General features: G+C 56.6%; 8 protein-coding genes. All 8 read right to left on the bottom strand.

Translation table 11 applies throughout. The annotated features are described in order from the left end of the window. Positions 1 to 3: 3 nt before the first annotated feature. The 8 genes from A6V37_RS07820 to A6V37_RS41245 all read right to left on the bottom strand — a co-directional run bounded on the left by A6V37_RS07820 (position 4) and on the right by A6V37_RS41245 (position 18,187). Entirely contained in the window at positions 4 to 2,853 is a 2,850-nt protein-coding gene (locus A6V37_RS07820; protein WP_064265596.1) for a helicase-related protein, read from the bottom strand. Then, positions 2,853 to 8,168 carry a DEAD/DEAH box helicase gene (locus A6V37_RS07815; RefSeq protein WP_064265595.1) on the bottom strand — a complete coding sequence of 1,772 codons (5,316 nt, stop codon included), beginning with the start codon at positions 8,166 to 8,168 and terminating at the stop codon, positions 2,853 to 2,855. The genes A6V37_RS07820 and A6V37_RS07815 overlap by 1 nt, the downstream gene beginning before the upstream one ends. An 89-nt stretch (positions 8,169 to 8,257) precedes the next feature. Further along, positions 8,258 to 9,076 carry a hypothetical protein gene (locus A6V37_RS07810; RefSeq protein ID WP_131799807.1) on the bottom strand — a complete coding sequence of 273 codons (819 nt, stop codon included), beginning with the start codon at positions 9,074 to 9,076 and terminating at the stop codon, positions 8,258 to 8,260. Positions 9,077 to 9,985: 909 nt separating this feature from the next. Continuing rightward, positions 9,986 to 10,759 carry a hypothetical protein gene (locus A6V37_RS40495; RefSeq protein ID WP_075643428.1) on the bottom strand — a complete coding sequence of 258 codons (774 nt, stop codon included), beginning with the start codon at positions 10,757 to 10,759 and terminating at the stop codon, positions 9,986 to 9,988. A gap of 557 nt (positions 10,760 to 11,316) precedes the next feature. Next, a complete protein-coding gene (locus tag A6V37_RS07795) occupies positions 11,317 to 12,183 on the bottom strand; it encodes an HNH endonuclease (RefSeq protein ID WP_064265591.1) in 867 nt (288 codons plus the stop codon). Then, positions 12,180 to 13,013, bottom strand: a complete 834-nt coding sequence (locus tag A6V37_RS07790; protein ID WP_208607855.1) for an AAA family ATPase — start codon at positions 13,011 to 13,013, stop codon at positions 12,180 to 12,182. The genes A6V37_RS07795 and A6V37_RS07790 overlap by 4 nt, the downstream gene beginning before the upstream one ends. Before the next feature lie 1,542 nt (positions 13,014 to 14,555). Further along, positions 14,556 to 15,713, bottom strand: a complete 1,158-nt coding sequence (locus tag A6V37_RS07785; RefSeq protein ID WP_064265589.1) for a hypothetical protein — start codon at positions 15,711 to 15,713, stop codon at positions 14,556 to 14,558. Positions 15,714 to 16,648: 935 nt separating this feature from the next. Continuing rightward, the gene (locus A6V37_RS41245) at positions 16,649 to 18,187 is read right to left on the bottom strand and encodes an SIR2 family protein (RefSeq protein ID WP_165614392.1); all 1,539 of its coding nucleotides are present in this window, start codon (positions 18,185 to 18,187) and stop codon (positions 16,649 to 16,651) included. Between the last annotated feature and the right edge of the window lie 18 nt (positions 18,188 to 18,205).

Here is an 18,205-nt window from a genome sequence, read left to right as displayed (position 1 = left end):
GCATCAGGCCGGGATGAGCACAAAGACACCCATTACATCTACAGGAAGGCTCGGCGTGACGCGATATTCCCCTCGTGCACCGGAAGCCTCCCGAACGCGGCGATGGTCTTCAAGTAGCAACTGAGCTCGGGTGCGAGCCAGGTCTTCCAGCGCAGGCTGCCAACCGGGCAATTGGTCAAGCGCCCGCTGGAGGTGCTGGTCTCGCAGGGGCCGAGGCATGTTGCGGGTGGGCTCTGTAGCCATGAGCACACGCGCTGTTGCGTCGTCCAGCAGGCTGGACTCATCGTCGGCCGGCACGCCGACAGCCAGCGCTTCTTCACAGAGCAACAATTGAGACTTGCCGCGGTGTGTCGCCGTCAATTGGTGGCGCAGACGAATCAGCAGCACCACAGTACGAACATCGACCATATCGGTGAAAATGGCGCCTGCACGGGCCACAGCATCTGCGCCGACTTCCTTCGGCTCCCGGCGTTCGTCCAACGCTGTTTCGAGCAGATGGTCGGCCAGTGCGGACACCAGCGGATGAGTGCGATGAATGTATTGACCGCCCGCCGCGACGGGTTGGTGAAAATCGATACGCAAAGTGCCGGCGAGCCCCTCTCGTTCAAGACGCTCGCGTATCCCTGATGGCAAGCTAGCCGCATGAAGCTTCCAATGTTTGGCGCCGCCCTTAGTGCTCTGCTCGAGCGGTGCTCCGAGTTGCACAGCAGCGCGCTTGACGAAACGTTCGACATCATCTTCACCACCAAGTACAGCCAGCGTCTTCTGCCACTCGGGAAGGACGTCTTCCGGTTTGAGACGGCGCTGAGAAAAGAGGGTGCGGTTTTTCGAAGCCTTCTCTCGCGCAGACTGCCAAGCCGTGTCGATGGCCTCTTCCGGTGCACCGAAATCCAAACCGAGCTGGGGCATTTTGGCGGCAGTTGTCCCCTTTCTCAACAACACGGCACCTACGAGTGCCTGGGTCAGTTTTCCTTGGTCATCGGGCATGGGAACGAGCACACCGAGTTCCTTGCGGATGCTCTCCGCTTTGCGCAGGATGACCTGTAACACAGCCCCATCGACCGGGTTGTCCTGACCGTATAACATGGTGGTGCGGACCTCGCGGGCCTCCTGGCCAAATCGGTCAACGCGGCCCTCGCGTTGTTCGTGGCGGGTTGGGTTCCACGACAGGTCATAATGGACCACCGCAGTGAAGAGATTCTGAAGGTTGATACCTTCCGAAAGGCAATCCGTGGCAACAAGGATGCGCTGCTGCGCCTCGCTCATTGCCTCCACGGCAGTTTCCCGTTCCGCCGCCGCGAACTGGCCAGTCACGGCCTTGACCTCGTGGTGCGGGAAAACCGAGCGCAATTGCTCGGCGACGTAGTGAGCCGTAGCGATGTAGCGGCAGAAAACCACCGGCTGAAAGCCTGCACCAGTGAGTTCTTTCAGGTGGTCGATAAGGCGCTTTAGCTTGGGGTCTTTGACTGCGCCGGACAGCTCTTCGGCGCGTGCGACGAGCTTCGTCAACAGTACGCTGTCTTCCGTTTTTGCGCCCGGCTCGATATCCTGGGTTGTCAGGTTGTCTTCTGAGCCGTCGAGTACGCGCTCTCTGCCTTGTTCCTCCGCGTCCTCGAGCGTTAGCATTTCCGTATTATCCGGCCCGGCCAGCGCTCGCCCCTGAAGGCGAGTCCGTAGAGCGTTCACGGCAGCCTTGGGAGAGGAAGAGATGCAGCGCAGAAGCGCCAATGCGGCCCACCAGCTCATGCGTTGCTGCATCAAGTCTTGCCCTTCCGCCCGGATGACAAGTTCGCGTGCGTATTCAAGCACATCATCAAAGAGCTGCCCCCACTCGCCGGTGAGCTTGTAAAAGATTTCAGCCGTCAGACGCTCGGGAAAGAGTTGGCGGTCCTGCCACTCGTCGATATCAGGTCGGCGACGCTGGACGAAGTGGTTTGCAAGCTCTTCGCGTAGTTGCTTGCGGCCGTCCGCCGGGATGTCCTTTAACTCGCGGAAGGCAGGATTCAATAAGCCAAGTAAGTTATAAAAAGAATCGTCGTCTCCGGAGTGTGGCGTCGCCGTAAGCAACACCATGTGTCGCTCTGGATTTTCGCTCAACCCCTTCAACAAGGTGTAACGCTGCTGACGGCCTTGGCCGCTATAAGTGCAAGTGTGTGCTTCATCGACGATGACGCACTCGGGACAGGCTCGTAGAAATTCGTCTCGCCGACGGTCGGACTTAATGTAGTCTAGGCTCACCACGGTAAACGGATAGGCCTCAAACACTGATTGGTTCGCCGGTAACCCCCGCTCAAGACGGCTGGCCGTTGTGCTACGTACAACGACCGCATTGATGTGAAACCGGTCCATCAGCTCTCGCTGCCATTGTTCGCAAAGATGCGGCGGGCAAAGCACCGCGACCCGTGATATCTCACCACGGTCTACAAGCTCTCGAACAATGAGCGCCGCTTCGATGGTTTTGCCGATGCCGACGTCATCCGCTATCAGGAGGCGAACGACATCCTGTTTCAGAGCCATAAGCAGCGGCACGAGTTGATAGGCTCTTGGCTCGACGGCAATGTTCCCGAAGCTGCGAAAGGGACCTGCCCCAGTTCGTAGCTTTAGTTGGAGCGCATCGCGCAGCAGTTGCCCGGCCGCGAAGTTTGACGCCTGCTGTACGGTCGGCGAGGGGAACGTCGCCGGACCAACTGGTGTCGGTTCGATAGGCAGGTAGATGAGCGTGGCGTCGTCCTCGGTCGCACCGAGCGGACGAAGATGAAGTGTGTCTTCGGTCGACTGAGGAAGGACAATCCACTCACGCCCACGTGCGGAGACAAGGCTGCCCGGTTGATATGTAGCTTGAACCGTGGACATTATTGGTTTCCTGTTCCGAACAGCGAAGCATGAGTCGCAAAGATTTCCGACCAGCGGTCCACTTCTTTGGGGAAGCGCACAACGTAGTAGCCGGCCCCTTCCAGGCATCTATTGATTGCTGCGTCGGCGTCGGCCTGCTTTTCCACATCGTGATGCGGGCCATCTACGAAGATGGCGGCTTTCCAGTCGACATAAAAGAAATCGGCAGCTGTATTGCAGCGCTCAATCCGCTCCTGCCCTCGGTCCGGCTTGAGATACCCGTGCTCTTCAACATATTTCAGCCAGGCATGCTCTAGCGAGCTCCCGGAGATGCGGTTTAGCTCTCCGGCTTGGGCCTCGGGTGTCCGACCGAAAGAACCCACAGAACCTTGAGCTCGCGTCAACCTGCGCAGCACCTCCAGTACCTTGCCATCGTTGTCGACGTCTTGCCGGTCGATGCGAGTGTGGTCTGGTTGGTTGTAGTACGAGAGCAGGCATTTGTAGCAGCCCGCTTCGCACAGAGGCTTACCCTCATCATCCTTGTGCTCTTCCAGCTCACCAGTCACCCAATCTCCGTTCACGGGCGGAATGAAATGCATGATGCTCAACGCTTCGGCCGCGACCAACGCCAACGCGCCGGGCTCCGAGGCCAGCCGCGTCAGAACGCCCGCACCGCCCTCAGCCGACTCATACAACAGGATTGAACGTCGCAGGTCTGACTTCGGAAGCGGCTCTGCCATCAGTTCACTTTCTTCGAGTTGATACACCGCTTCAATACCCCGCTTAAGCGCGTACTGGAGCGTTGCCATGGTTTTTATGTCGAGTTCTTCGACCGGTCGGACAATCAGCACGTTGCGACGGTCTTCGACGTACGGAACAATTCGCTGCGCAGGTGTCTTATCTGGAGCCGTCTCACCGTCAGCGTCCCCTTCTTCATTCGCTCCGCCCATCCAATGCCCTGACACAGGGTTTATGGAGAACCCATGGATGCTTTTTTCCTTGCGTCGACGCCAACCCAAGTTCATTCGCCAGACCGTCGCCGCTGACCCATATTGCAGTTCCAGAACAATTCCGTCTTCGTCTTTCAACTCTGCATGACGAACCTGCAAGGTTCCATCCTGCTCGCCGAACTGGATAGTCGTTTGCATTTCATAGCCTTGGCGGACTCGTTCTTCCTCGTTCGCAGTAATGCGTTCAGCACGTTTGGTGCTGACGTTCTCGATACGATAGAGGTTCTTCACCGCGACAGCATCGGCCAACAGCGCCGAACATGAAATGCACCTATCGGCGTCGCGTTGACCGCGAAAATGCCCATAGCCGCAGGCAGGGCAGATGCGGGCCACTTCCGTCGTAAGCTTCGTACCCGACGAGACTTGGTCCTCTGCACCGACCGACAGCAGAGCTCTCGTCACTCTGTATTGACTGCCTTCGTGATAGATGAGGCTGTACGGCCCGAACTCCGAAAGCGCGAGGAAACGCGGACGAGAAAGGAAGTTCTCTCGTCCGACTTTGCCTTTCCGTGCCGGGATATAAGCCATCAACGGAAGACGGGGGAAGTTGTAGCCTGGTAGGAAGCCTTGGCTGGCAAGATACCGGTATGTGTAAAAGTCCGAATTCGCTGACCCTGACTCCTGCAGAAGAAGCGACTGCTGACGGAACGCTTCGTCGTGACGTTGTTTTGCGTCGCGGCGTTCCCGCTCGCTCGCAGCGGGGTTGTTCATCACCTTCTGGTTGATTTCCATCTGCCGCTTGGTCGCCGCAAACAACTCTCGCCAGCGGTCAAGCGCATGGTCAAACGCGTCGAAGGCGCGCCGGTAAACCTGCTCTGGAAAATTTTCGGTGAACCACGGAGCCTTGTCAGGGGTGAGTTCTGAGGAAAGCATGTCTAGGACGCGTAAGCCGCGCGCGTGGCCGCGCCGCTGCGGTCCATCGGCGTCCATCTCCTGGCGATAGTCGTCGGTAAGCGGCGCTGCCGGGTCGTTCATGTCTAAGAGGCCACGCACGCTGTTGTCGAGTTTTTTGCCGGTCTCGGACAACCAAATCGCATGCAGATGGCTCTGAATGAGCTCCCGATTTGCCAGGTCGAGCGTTGGCGGATTCACCTGACCATGCACCATACGTACTGGGTCGCGGAAGAAGTACTGGTCGTGAGGCGACTGTGCCGCGCAGTAAGTTATGACCAGTGCTGGTTGCCCGGCACGACCGGCGCGGCCACTGCGCTGTGCGTAGTTCGCTGGCGTCGGCGGGACGTTCCGCAGGTAAACTGTATTGAGCGATGAGATGTCGACGCCCAGTTCCATCGTCGGCGAGCAAAACAGAACCGGAAGCCATTCAAGCGGTTTGCCGTTGGCGTTGAGCCAATCTTCGCGGTCTTTCGGCGTGAAGCGAAAACGAGCCTCCCGCTCCATACGGTCGTCTTGCTCTACCTGTGCGGTGTGTTCACGTGCCTCGAAATCGAACATCCGATGAACCGGGTTCGCAAGCATGCCTGCGATGTTGCCGTAAAGACTACGGAAAAACGCATTGTCATCTGCGACGCGTTCGCTTTTTCCTGCGCCTAACGTCCACACTAAGCCGGTACCGTTCAATTGGTAGCCGGTCATGCCAAACTCCGTTTCCTCCGAAACGACCAGTCCATAAGACTTGGCCGCCTTCAACAAAGCCGCGACGATTTCGCTGTAATCAGCATCCTTGATTTTGGCGGCGTGAGGATTGCTACTTTCCACCCCATTCGCGTCGACCTCTTTCCAGGTGCTGGACCGTTTGATTTCCTTGCCTAATTTGGAACGGGAGCTCCCGGAGACAAGGTATTCGACATTTCGTCTGTCTTCGTCACGTGGTCGACCGGTCGTTATGAACCAATTCGCGGCAACCGGGTTTTCGTCCTCGGTGAAACCCCAAGGTTCACGCAAGTTGGCAAAGCTCGCCGTTTTAAGCTTGTCGAGTTCGGTACGGTCCAGATAGCGGGAAGATAGACATAGACCTTGCCGCATCGCATCGAAAACCATCTTGAGAAGCTTTTTTCGGACAACCGTTGAAGCTGCTTGCAGCGCCAAAGGTGCTGTCGCCCACTCCCCAGTGTCACCAGCAAGGTCATCGAGGTCCTGGTATTCAATGCGCACGAGCCCAAGTTGTTCCAGGTTCGGATTATTGAAGCGCCAACCACGGCGCAGGTCGAAATAGACACGGTAGCCCAGAATCGCCCGCATGACATCCTGTACCTGGCGACGTGCATTGCCCTTAACGTCGGGTTCCTGCATGTACTCCGCCCGCACGCCAGGGTCATCTCGCTCAAAACCCAAGGCGGTGAACACGGCGTGAGGAATATCACTCTCCTTCAGTGAACCACCTGATTTTTCGACGGCGGCCAATAGAGCAGCTCGTTGCAGCAAAACCTGCAAAAAATCATTGAAGTGACCGACCTGTAGCGCGGCGTCTTGCCGATTGTCCGTGAAACCGAGTACTTTTTTAGCTTCGTCCTTCAGTTGTTCGTCTTCTTCGTACAAGTACCGCAACGCGGAGAGCGTGAGCATGGTCGTCGCCGAGCTTCTGCCCTCCCCAGAAAGCCCCGTAAGCCTCAGCGACTCTTTACCTGCACTTTGATGAACCACACCACAGTGCAGGCAGAATCCAAAATTTCCGGGCATGTACCATCCCGGCGTACCGTCAGGGCTTTGCTTTCCTTCCGCGTCGACGCGGACGTGCTGGGGCTGGCGCTTTTTGAAGGTCGACTTAAGCCTCAGGTCGCCATCCTTCTTCACTTCCAGCCAAGTTTCCGGGTAGCGGTCGAGCGTGTCGTCCCATACACCCGTTGTGTCGGGCATGAAATAGCCGCTTTTGATGTCTTCATCTTCGTGCGTGCGCTCTTCGATGCCGCGTGGGTTGAACATGCGCCCGCTCGAGGTGTGCTCATCCCATACAGGCGCATATTCTTGTCCACACTCGCGGCAGAAATGCAGAGCAAATAGACGCCGGTCGCGCTCACCCGGAACATACTGGCTGCCATCAAGAGTTAGATAGCGCTTATCTGAGGCTTCAAGGGTCCCGTAGACCTTGCTTCCTCCCGAAATGAACTGGTGCAACTTGAAGGCGAACAAGCTCCGGCCGCCATCCTGCGGGGGCTTGTCCGTGGTTCGATACGCCAGCAGCAGAAAGTCCGCGAGGGTGCTGCGCGCCAACTCTTCAGAAATCCCCGCGTCTTCGGCGAGCCGCTTGCCAGCTTGAGTCAACGTTATTGGCCGAGCTCGACGCCACGGCCCTACGTCTCGCGTCAGCCCCAAGTTCAACTCGACCCAGACAGCGAGCGGATGTTTAGCTAGTGCCTCGAAGGACAGCTCGGAGGGAATCCCTGCTCGTATCGCGGCCCCTAGTTCGTGCCGAACATGTTCGACGAGCAGGTGTTCAGGAGTCACCCGTTGCAGGGTTTCAGTGATTACATTGGCAACTGCGATGTTAGTGCCGAAGAGTCGGCTCGCCACCTCCGCAACCTTCGCGTTTTTCACCTCCTCTGACCCTTCCGTTGCCATCGTTGCCGACGTCCCGATGCACTGAAGCTCATCGGCGAGAGCTTCTCGCACACGGCGAACGAGCAATGCGACGTCTGCGCCCTGTCGGCCGCGATAGGTATGCAGTTCGTCGAGGACAAGGAATCGCAGACCCCTAGCATTGCGGATAACGGCCTTATCCTTGTCATCCTGACGCGTCATCAGGAGCTCAAGCATCATGAAGTTCGTGAGCAGTATGTCCGGCGGATTTGAGGCCAGCCGCTGACGTTCTTCGTCTTTTTCTTGGCCCGTGTACCGACCGTATGTCACAGGCGAATGTTGGCCGTAGTCGGCGAGAAACTTGCCGAGCTCCTCCATCTGGCTGTTCGCAAGCGCGTTCATCGGGTAAATGACAATCGCACGCGTACGCGGCGTGCTATCTGTCGCCTTGGCTTTTAAAATGCCGTCGATTACAGGAATAAAGTAGGCAAGCGACTTTCCCGAACCTGTACCCGTCGTCAGTACGTAGCTTTCCCCATTCTGAGCGCAACTTATGGCTTGTTCTTGATGTTTGAACAGAGTCAGCGAAACGCCCGGACTGGAAGCCGATTTTCCGGCACGGAAAATGCGCGAGCACTCTTTATGAAGGGTTCCCTCTTTTACGAGCGCATCAACCGTGGCTGCCGTCTTGAAATTGGGGTTTACCTGTATTAGCGGTGCGGGCCAATAGCGCTCGGAGTCGTACGCCCGGTCGACGTACGCCTTGATGTCTGTCGCTTTGATACGGGTGAAGCTTCTCGTGAATGTCTCGTAATCAGAAACGAGTTTTCCCCGAAACTCAAAAACGTCCATTTTGTTTGCCCTCGATGGTCGGCCGGTCGAACGCCCACGAGAATGAGCACTTGGTCTGTCGCCGAATATTTTCGTTGTGGCCAATGATTCTACCGACACGACGGCGCTTTTCCAGCAATAACGACTGCTGGACCATCCATATCATCCCAACGTCGCACTACCGTTGGGTCCAACCAGTCTGCCGCGCGGCGCATCCAGCCGGCGTCAATCACCCCGTCGGTTGAAGACAGTTTTTCGGTTTGGAACTTGTCAGCAAGGTTCCTCAGCCGATTTGCCCGCTCAAGTCTAGTCGCCCATTCTTCCACCTCCTTGAGGCGGTCGAGAGCCTTCCTTCGTATTTCGGCCTGGCGCCGCTCCTCCGCAGCCTTGGCTTCAGCGATGACTTGGCGCTTGGCGTCGATTTCGGCTTTCACACGTCGGCGTATCGACAGCTCACGAAGTCGGCCGATGAACGCCACGATTTTAGTTTCAACGGATGCGGTCCGACTGTCGCCAATTTTTGCCAGTTCATAGCTGCTATCGGGCTCGGTCACCGCGATATCGAACTCGCCCGTTGGATGATATTCGTACTGCTGGGTGTAGAAGTTGAATCCGACCTGTTCATTCTTCTGGCGCTGTTCGCGCGTCAGCGGGATAGGTTCACGCCGGTTTCTTTCGCGAATTTTGAACGACAATTTGATGTCCAGCACGGAAACGAATGCTCGAGTGGCGCCTTTAGCATCGGCAGAAATAGCGTAGCCTGCGGCCATCGCCGATTCGAGCACAAGATTGAGGAGCAGCACCGCACGCAGGCTGTTGGCATTTGATGCGTCGACCCACATCAGGCCCGCGCCGTCACACTGGCGCCATTCCTGAGCATCGCGCCCCTTGCCATCAAGCTTCTTCGCGATTCGCTTCGCGAGCGGCAAACAGTCCTCCAGGGATGTCCGCAGGGGAAGGTCTGGTATTGTGGGGCGATGCGGTAAGTCTTCTGCAAGACTTTCACGATATCGGGCGTCGAGCACGTCGTCTAACGGCGCAATGTACCGAGAACGGCGATAAGTCGTTGGTCCCTTCGTCGTGCCAAGGGGAGGCCTCGTCACGGTCCGGCCTGCAGCCAATTTGGCCCAGTAGCCGACCGGTGGAAGCGGCACTTCGAGGTCCAGACATATTTTCCTAAGCCCGACGTCGGAAATCGCATAGCGTCTCGCAACCTTCGTAACCGGCTCCGCCCACACTTCCTCGTAGAGTTCCTCGCGTCGAAAGTCGGTGTATTCCCAGCCCATCTTCGTGCCCCCGCAGAGAGAAGTCGAACCAAAACCATGGTCTGCGCGAGCGATGAAATGCCGCGCAGACGGGACAGACCCGTTACAGCAGCCGACACTTCGGAAGCAGTTCTGTTCCCTGATGGACGACGACGAGCCTATATAAATGGGGCGACTACATTCCGCATGGAACTCTCAATCGAAAACGCTGATGTATCAGCCGCAGCCCCGGCAACACGCCCTGACGCGACGCAAGCCCCAATCGAACTGCTCTGCTTCATTTTGGGCGATGCAGACAGCGATATCAGCGTCGTGGCGCGCGAATTGAGGCTATCGGACGCCAGCTTTCTTCGGTTACAGCGGGCAGAACGGGAGCGTCTACGGATGTAGGCGGTGGCGATAGCCAAACGGAGGATTCAGCGGGGACATTCGGCGCGGCCGTGCGGGCGGAGGTGGAATTGCTGGCAAGGGAGTGGCCGGAGGACTATCCGGCCGGGGCGGTGGAGTGATTGATTCTTCAATCGCCGGTGACGCTAATCGAAACGGTATCCAGCCGACATACCTCCAAGCTAATCAGGTAGCTCCACGACAAAGCCCTTCGTCGGTCACCTCTCCGCCGCCTTTTGCTGCTGCCATCTCAACGACCCACCGAGAGTGAACATCGGCAAGCAGTTCTGGTGGCAGATGGGGCCCATGGGCAGGACTTGCCTTTCGCGACGCACGGTGCCATGCCGAGTAATCTGGGTTTTGGCTTAAATCGCAAGCGCCAACGCTCAACGAACGGCGCCGAGCATGTGCTTCATCCAAGGCTTCAGTAATAACCGAGTTCCACCTCGCATATGCAAAGCCAGTCGAGGGATGGTGCACCCTTGCCAAGGGCACCTCGTCACACAGTGGTATCAGAATCCGGCCGAGGCGCTTACTGAAAGCAATGACAACATCTGGCCGCAGAGTCGCGAGCACATCAAGGAAGGCCGCTTTCCCAGCGCTCCATGATTCAGCCGGTGGAGCGACGCGCGCAGCAGGCACGAATTCCTGAAGGAAGTTGTAATAGCAAACGCGCTCCCAAAAGTCCGCCCGCTCCTGCGTCGTGAATACCGATGCGCTCGCTGCACCGCTCACCGCGGTGACGATTCGCGCAAAGTGCGGATGCTTTCGCAGTCGCGCAGTTGCGTCCGGATGTTTGAGCCGTTGACCCAGTGCCTTCACGAGCTCGGGCGTTGCTGTTGGCCGCTCGCTTCGTTTGCTTCCATAGTGGGACTCTGCAACGACGAGCACCCGCAATCCACGAAACCCCTCTGCATCGTACTTAGAGCCAATCCACGGCATGAAAATCACGTTGCTCATTCAATAGCTCTCACCAATCCGTACCAGGACGCATCGTCCAAATTTGCTGTGTCGAAGTCTGCGCCTGTCGCTGGCGGGCGGCTTGAACGCGGGGATAATTGCGGTAGCGCCGACATCGAGTGGCAACGCAACGCCATCAGGCGGCGTATCGTCCCCTAGTATCCAACGACCAGCTTCAAACGGTCTCGTTGGAAATCAGTCGGGCGCGTGTGAGCGACTCAAGCTCTTCGTCAAATGCTGTCTTCCGGCTGCTCGGGATAGTTTCGACCCAACACTTCAGTATGGTCTGGGAATCCCCGCCTCCACACGCGTCGTGCGGATACTCCGCTGTCTTGAGGTGAATGGTTAGCTTCTCGAACGCCATCCCATGCGTGCCATAACGCTGATATCACGGTCGCTTGGCCGCCAAAAAGGCCGATGCGCCAACGCACGCCCTTCCTGGACTCGTAGTTGGACTCGAAAAACCCCTGGAGAGGATGAGGCAAAGCTGGAGTCGATTCCGTGAACCTCTAAAGATGCGTCTTTCGACGCTCTTCGCGTTCGCTCCAGTATCCCTCTCAAACGGCGGCAGGCTCTGGTTGCTGTGCATTTACATCCTGTTGTGCGCGCAATTCATCGAGTTGCTTGATGACGACCTGTATCGCAGCGTTTAGTCCCGCTCCTCCCCGCACAGCTCTCTCTGCGCGCGCTAACCGGACCGCGTCTTTCAGGAACTGTAGTGGCACGGTGGGATGACTCAAATGCAGCACGCCGGCGATGTGGTCGCTGTCAAAGTTCTCGCGGCTTATCACTGCCTCTAACATCGCATCTATCAAGTCTTTGTTTGTGAACACAAGGGCATCTAGCGTGCGCGCCTTGAGCTGTTCAATCGTATCGAGGCCGCATTCGTGAATGACCGCTGCCCCCTTTACTGACCCGTTCTTTGCACGGTATACGTACCCGTCCAGAATCTCAACATGTGCTTCGGGACTGTTGCAGTGCGGGTTTACCCACTCAAAGTGTTTGCCGACGGACGGATAGATGGCCGGCTTTGTCGCACGGTTAGCCAGACCGTCATAGGAGCCCTTGTGACTATTGCAGCGCTTGCAGGCAATCACGAGATTCTCGGGAACGTAGGTGAACTCCTTGTACCCGCGCGTGTGTCGTCTATTGCTAACCAAATTACTGCTCGCTTTCACTGCATCGAAATCTTTTGGCTCAGATGGCGCCTGCGATTTTGGCAAAACGTGGTCTATCTCCCGGAAGCCAAGCTCGTCGCGATAGATGGGTCTGCGGCAGTACGCGCACGTGTACTCCTGCGCTTCCAACAGCTGAACCCTGTAAGCAATGACGTCCGCGTGGGCAGGATTCCATTTGGTGGAACCGAGCTTCCGCACGTTTTCAGCGGCACTCTTGCTTTTCATCTTGCCGATGAGCCGGCTCATGCCTTCTCCCCTTCCGCAATTTTAGTGATTGCGTTGATAACACTACGCATCGTGTCTTCTTCCGGGAGAGATTGAGCAGTATTGGCAAGCTCGCTTGCGATTACTCTGAACTCTTGACTCTTGTCTTTGCCATCGCGAACCAGAGCGAGAGCCCTATCTGCTGTGTCGACAAAAGAGAGTGCACGAGTTGACTCCATTTCGAACGTTTTGCGGTACACGTCCCCAGCGTCCCAACCAAATGTGAGTTCCTCTTGCTTTACAGCGATTCCGATGGGTCCGTCAACAGAAGGAACGAGTCGAACGACATTTCCCGCCCCCTCCTTGACGCCCGACGCAATGAGGGGGGAATGCGTGGCTATGACAACATGGCAGCCTGTGCTCCCAGACATAACTCTCTCGAGCAAGTCGATGTATCTCCATTGCCATTCTGGGTGGAGGCTGTTCTCTGGCTCGTCGACGACGACCAGCGAATTATGGTCCAGCGATAGGGCTAAACCAAGCATGGTGAAGAAGATATGCCACTGTCCAGAACTTAGGTCCTGCTCCGCGGCGATTTCCTCACCTGTATCGGTTTTAGTAACCAACAATTTTGCGATGACGATAACGTTCAGTTGCACGAGCGTCATCAGCTCGCTGACCGTAAAGCCCTTGTGGGCCATTGATGATGGTGCTCCATCATGGAAGTTCAAAACAACTTCGAGCGGGAAGCTGTGCAAGCGACGAATCAGTTGCTCCAGTGCACTATCGGAGCCCATCAATGAATGAAGTACCTCATCACGCGAGTCGCTTGACAGCGCCTTGCTGCTGACCGACCGTAGATAGCTTTGCATTTCACTCTCCCGCGGCTCACCCGGGAGTTGCTCGTACTCATCATGCGACTCAGTATCCGCGTCAAGTCTCGACAGAGATGTATGAAGCCTCAGTGAGACTACGACGCTGTAACCAAGCCCAAGGAAGTCCATGACCTGCCGTGCTGACCGCCACGATTTTTCTTTCTTCCCTATGGCGTCGAGCATGAGGTATCCAATAGTGCGCATGCTGTGCGCCGCGCCCATTGTCCCATTTGCAGCCTTCAGGCCTAGATAGGTGTACCTTGGATTGCCTTCATATGAGTTCAGACGCGATGCGTTCCTGTAGTTTGTCTTGCGTGGAAATCGGTCAAATGGTGTTCCGGAAATCGCGATTATTGGAGAGCCAGACCGGATTTCTGGGACTCCGCTCACCTTTGGGTGAATGGTCGCGTTAGAGCCAAGTCGGAACCATGGTTTCGCTTTAAGGGTTCCCTCGAGTAATAGGCGAAGCAACAAACTCTTCTTCGTCCCGTTTGCACCCGTTACGACCGTGGTCCAATTGCTTCCGGTTTCCTCTCCGGCATACAGAGTGTCAAGGGCGTCGAATTCGCGACGAATCCTCGTTCCCCAAGAAGTAATTCGCATGTTCTCTTTGGTCTATCGTTTGAAAAATGGTGATGGTTCAGGTTTTAGCGTCATTTCCGCGACGACCCAGATGTCGATGAGAAGCACACTCTCTCGGGCGCGCGAGGGCCGCCGAAGTTCAGCCGCCGACGGCCTTGAATATAAAACGGGCCTTGTTTTCTCGCACACGTAGATTGCCTCAAGGGAACTACCGTCACGATGACGCCAGTCAGTACCGCTGACACCTTGCTGTTGAACCTGTTTAGAAGCGGTACCGCAGCGACACTCTTCGAGACGACGTTCGCAACGTAGGCACGCGTCACGCCGGAGGCAGCGCCGGCCATGACGACTTTGATGCTTTCAAGCTTTTCGTCGCTGTCGCTCATGAGCACGCGCACGCATCGCACCGTCAACAGCGAGCAATTAGCTTTCCTGCGTGCCCCTTGCCCAGCACGGCGCATCTCCGTGATTTCGAAGTGACGATTTCCGTAAAGTCGGAGAGTACGATTGGAACCTCAACACCGTCAACCAGTGTTGCCGCTTTGGACTTCGCCTCGACGACTGATTTTGTCAGTCCGCTACTCAGCGCCGCGAACTTGTTCTCAAGAAAGCCCATGTCATCCCCGTGGTTTGATTGCTCTTCTCGACACCGACTTAACGGCACCGGTGTTGGCAGACTTTATACGGAACCACGTGAAATTAATGAATACGGCGGAAGCTTGCCTGATTTGTGGCCCGCGGTGCCAAGTAACTCGTCACTTCGGACCTCTGCAGCTTCAAAAAGATGCGCGCTGCATAAGAGCCGACGAATTTATTTCAGCAGCTAACTATGTGGTTGTCGCTGGGAAATGCGGGCCAAAGCCGAACAACTAGCTAACGCGCACCGCCTGCGGGTTTCATATGTGAATCTACCGTCAGCGTAAGGCGGCTGCGACAACCAAACTGCGGACACCAGCGCTAGCCGGCCGCCCCGTCGGACGGACCATCCGCCTCATCCCACCGGCGCAGTACCGTTGGGTCCAACCAATCGGCCGCACGACGAATCCAGTCCGCGTCGACTACTCCGTCGTTTGAAGACAGTTTTTCCGTTTGGAACTTGTCGGCAAGACTCCTCAACCGATTTGCCCGCTCAAGCTTGGACGCCAACTCTTCAACTTGCTTGAGACGTTCGAGTGCCTTCCTCCGTATTTCAGCTAGGCGCCGCTCCTCCGCGGCCTTGGCTTCCGCGATGACTTTGCGCTTGGTGTCAATTTCGGCTTTCACGCGCCGGCGTATCGACAGCTCACGAAGGCGGCCGATGAAAGCCACGATTTTGGTTTCAACGGATGCGGTCCGACCGTCGCCAATTTTTGCCAGCTCGTGGCCGCTATCGGGCTCGGTCACCGCGATATCGAACTCGCCCGTTGGATGAAATTCGTACCTCTGGGTGTAGAAGTTGAATCCAACCTGTTCATTCTTCTGTCGCTGTTCGCGCGTCAGCGGGATAGGTTCACGTCGGTTTCTTTCGCGAATTTTGAACGACAAATTGAGGTCCAGCACGGAAACGAATGCTCGAGTGGCGCCTTTAGCATCGGCAGAAATAGCGTAGCCTGCGGCCATCACCGATTCAAGCGCAAGATTGAGGAGCAGCACCGCGCGCAGGCGGTTGGCGTTTGATGCGTCGACCGACATCAGACCCGCGCCGTCGCATTGGCGCCATTCCGGAGCATCGCGACCTTTGCCCTCGAGCTTCTTCGCGACTCGCTTCGCCAGCGGCAAACAGTCCTCCAGGGATGTCCGCAGGGGTAGGTTTGGTATCGCCGGGCGATGCGGTGAGTCCTCTTCAAGACTTTCACGATATCGAGCATCGAACTCGCCGTCTAACGGCGCAACGTACCTGGAACGGCGATAAGTCGTTGGTCCTTTCGCCGTGCCAAGCGGCGGCCTCTTCACGGCCCGGCCTGCAGCCAATTTGGCCCAGTAGCCGACCGGTGGGAGTGGCACTTCGAGGTCAAGGCATATTTTCCGAAGTCCAACGTCGGAAATCGCATAGCGCTTCGCCACCTTCGTAACCGGCTCGGTCCATACTTGCTCGTAAAGCTCCTCGCGCTGAAAGTCGGTGTATTCCCAACCCATCTCTACGCCTCCGCGGACTCGAAAAACACAAGTGATGGTCGCTGCCAAAAAGACACGAACGGTCAAAGCGGTTGCTACGAATGCCGAAGCCGCCGCGGTGCGGGAACCGTCGGCTGGACCGGACGCTTAACTCAGCGCTTGGAGAATGGTAGCAGCGGGATAAAACCTACTAGTCTCGCTGGCATCCGGTCACACGGGTGCCTGTCCGTCTCGCGCGCTCCAGGGGCAGAGTTCGCTGGGCCGCGGCGAGTTAGGTCCCTTCTAAATTTACGTTACCGCCCGATACATAAAACCGTGTGCTAGACGGCTCTCATCACGGAGGCGAAGCATGAAAACTCGGGACACGAAAGCCGACTCGGCTATTTTCAATTCGTTGGGGGCATGTTGGCTGCGTGCCATGATGGCAATCGACCGAGTGCGGGCGGAGTGTGGTGCGAAGCGTGTGACGGTACGCACCCCATTGAGCGATGGCCGGGTCGTGTACGCGGCGTTTGTAGCTTGCGACCAAGACGCTGCCGCGTTGCGCAGGGTCGTTCGCGCCGTCGCGTCATCTGGCCCAGGCGCGTCCGCGTGGCTCGCAAATTTGGTGACAACAGACCGACGTTTTGCGTTGCCGTACGGGGGCTGTGGCAAGAGTCGTCGAGAAGCAATTTATTGGCTTGAGCGCACAATTGAAATCGCTGTTCGCAAGAGGGGATACTTCGGGCGAGTCGAAGACTTTGCGCGCGACGGTGTCGAAGACGGCGGCCGGAGTGGCCAGCGGCAAGGGGCAGTGGAAAGGACCGCAAGTGGCGCTTTACCGTGAACCCAAGAGTGGAGTGACGTGGAGTGGGCGCGGGCGTGTTACGTCAGGCCTCGCGAGTCGGCGAACCGAACCCACTTTGCTATTTGCCGGCTCCCCGGTGGCAACGCGCGTCTGGGCCCTATGACAGCTATTACAGCCCGGGCTGATTGGGGAATCCCATCTGCCGCAAGATTGTCGGTATTTCGTTGTAGTCTTGATACCATATTATCGTCACCCCGAGTTCGTCCATCAGCACTTCGGTTAATGCGTGACGCTCATTCAAAAATTTGCCGGCAGCATCCAAGTCCGGAAGCACCTGGGTCTCCTCTCCGTCACTATCTCTGTCGAACGCGAACCCTCGGATGTCCGTCCGTTTCATAAAGGCGTAGTGTCGTCGCTCGGTCACGCCACGTTTCGCGATTTCGAGTAAGCGCCTCAAGTTTGGGTCCGTCATGGAAAGCCCAACCATGAGGCAAGTCGAATCTCTTAACGCGTTGAGTTGAACAAGGTTGGACCAATGGTAGGCGTCAGTGTAGATATGGTGATAGCCCTCCTCAGCAAACACAAGCGTCGCGTCCTCAACTCCATGATAAAGGTCAGCTCTCTCGGGAATGAATCCATGAACGTGATACACGGGCAGTTCGTCCGCATCAACCACCGCGTTTTCGCTGAAAACACATCTAAACGGAATCGTCTTTGTGTCAAGCTGCCGTTCAAACAAATCGTCGAAATTGTATGTGACCACGGAGCGGACCAGCGCCCCGGAACGCCGTGGCATACAAAGCTTGACTAGGGTCTTTATCAGGTCGGAGTCCATCGGCTGGTCCTGCCGTCGAAGCCGGTAAAGCGCTTCTCGAATCGCCACCTTAAACGCACCGCTGTCCGCGCTATTTCCGCCGATACCCTTTCGCAGATACCTCGCCGCGACCAGCGCCGAGTGTCCGTCCACTATATTCATCCGTTTGACAAGTCGCAATGTTTCCTGCTCGTCAACACTGCTTGCCCCGTTCGCAAGATAGGTTACGAAAAGAGCATTCAACAACGTGTTCCAATCGGGCATGCCAGCACTGCTTGAAACACCCGCTCCGAGAAAGAGAGAAAACTGACCCGTGTGAAATCGGTCCCACAGTTCGCTTACCCGAGACTGCCTCCCCGACCGCCAATCGGCGTCGAGGTTGTTGACGACATTTCGAACCCGGAGAGGAAGCAGGTTGTCCAAAATTTCGTTCGACCTCTCTGGGTATAACTGCGCCAGATGTTCAAGCTGTGACCACGTCCAAATCTTTGTTTCCACTTCTCGATTCTTTGCCTGCTCCGCATGAATGCCGAGCACGGTCTCTTTCAGTTCCTGCTGTTCGACAACGAATAGCACAACAAGCCGACCTAGCAACTCGCCCTTCGACCGTCTCTCATCAATGAAACGCAAAGCCCTTTCGATTGCCGCTCGATATCTCTGGCGCGAAATTGCCAACATGCACTCTACGATTACCGGACAGTTAAATTCATCGAATCCATCCGACGCAAATGCATCGAAATCTGACCTGCCCGTGCGCCCCAATTCGAAAGGCTTGTTCTGGTTTTTAACATGGAAACTCAGAAGTTCCAGCGCAAAGGCTTCAAAATTGTGAGCGTCGGCAATCTGGTTGCGGCGCTCAAAGCCGCTGCCTTCCGTCGAAATCTGATAAAACATGTTCCCCCCTTTTCTTTT

It is taken from the genome of Paraburkholderia ginsengiterrae (assembly GCF_001645125.1).
Lineage (GTDB): Bacteria > Pseudomonadota > Gammaproteobacteria > Burkholderiales > Burkholderiaceae > Paraburkholderia > Paraburkholderia ginsengiterrae.
Note: the sequence above shows the minus strand (reverse complement) of the source record. Positions and strands in the feature narration are given on the sequence as shown.

Excerpts from the sequence above, each read along its gene's own strand:
- A6V37_RS07815 (WP_064265595.1), bottom strand. The coding sequence starts at position 8,168 with ATGGACGTTTTTGAGTTTCGGGGAAAACTCGTTTCTGATTACGAGACA.
- A6V37_RS07790 (WP_208607855.1), bottom strand. The coding sequence starts at position 13,013 with ATGCAAAGCTATCTACGGTCGGTCAGCAGCAAGGCGCTGTCAAGCGAC.
- A6V37_RS07785 (WP_064265589.1), bottom strand. The coding sequence starts at position 15,713 with ATGGGTTGGGAATACACCGACTTTCAGCGCGAGGAGCTTTACGAGCAA.
- A6V37_RS07795 (WP_064265591.1), bottom strand. The coding sequence starts at position 12,183 with ATGAGCCGGCTCATCGGCAAGATGAAAAGCAAGAGTGCCGCTGAAAAC.
- A6V37_RS41245 (WP_165614392.1), bottom strand. The coding sequence starts at position 18,187 with ATGTTTTATCAGATTTCGACGGAAGGCAGCGGCTTTGAGCGCCGCAAC.
- A6V37_RS40495 (WP_075643428.1), bottom strand. The coding sequence starts at position 10,759 with ATGAGCAACGTGATTTTCATGCCGTGGATTGGCTCTAAGTACGATGCA.
- A6V37_RS07820 (WP_064265596.1), bottom strand. The coding sequence starts at position 2,853 with ATGTCCACGGTTCAAGCTACATATCAACCGGGCAGCCTTGTCTCCGCA.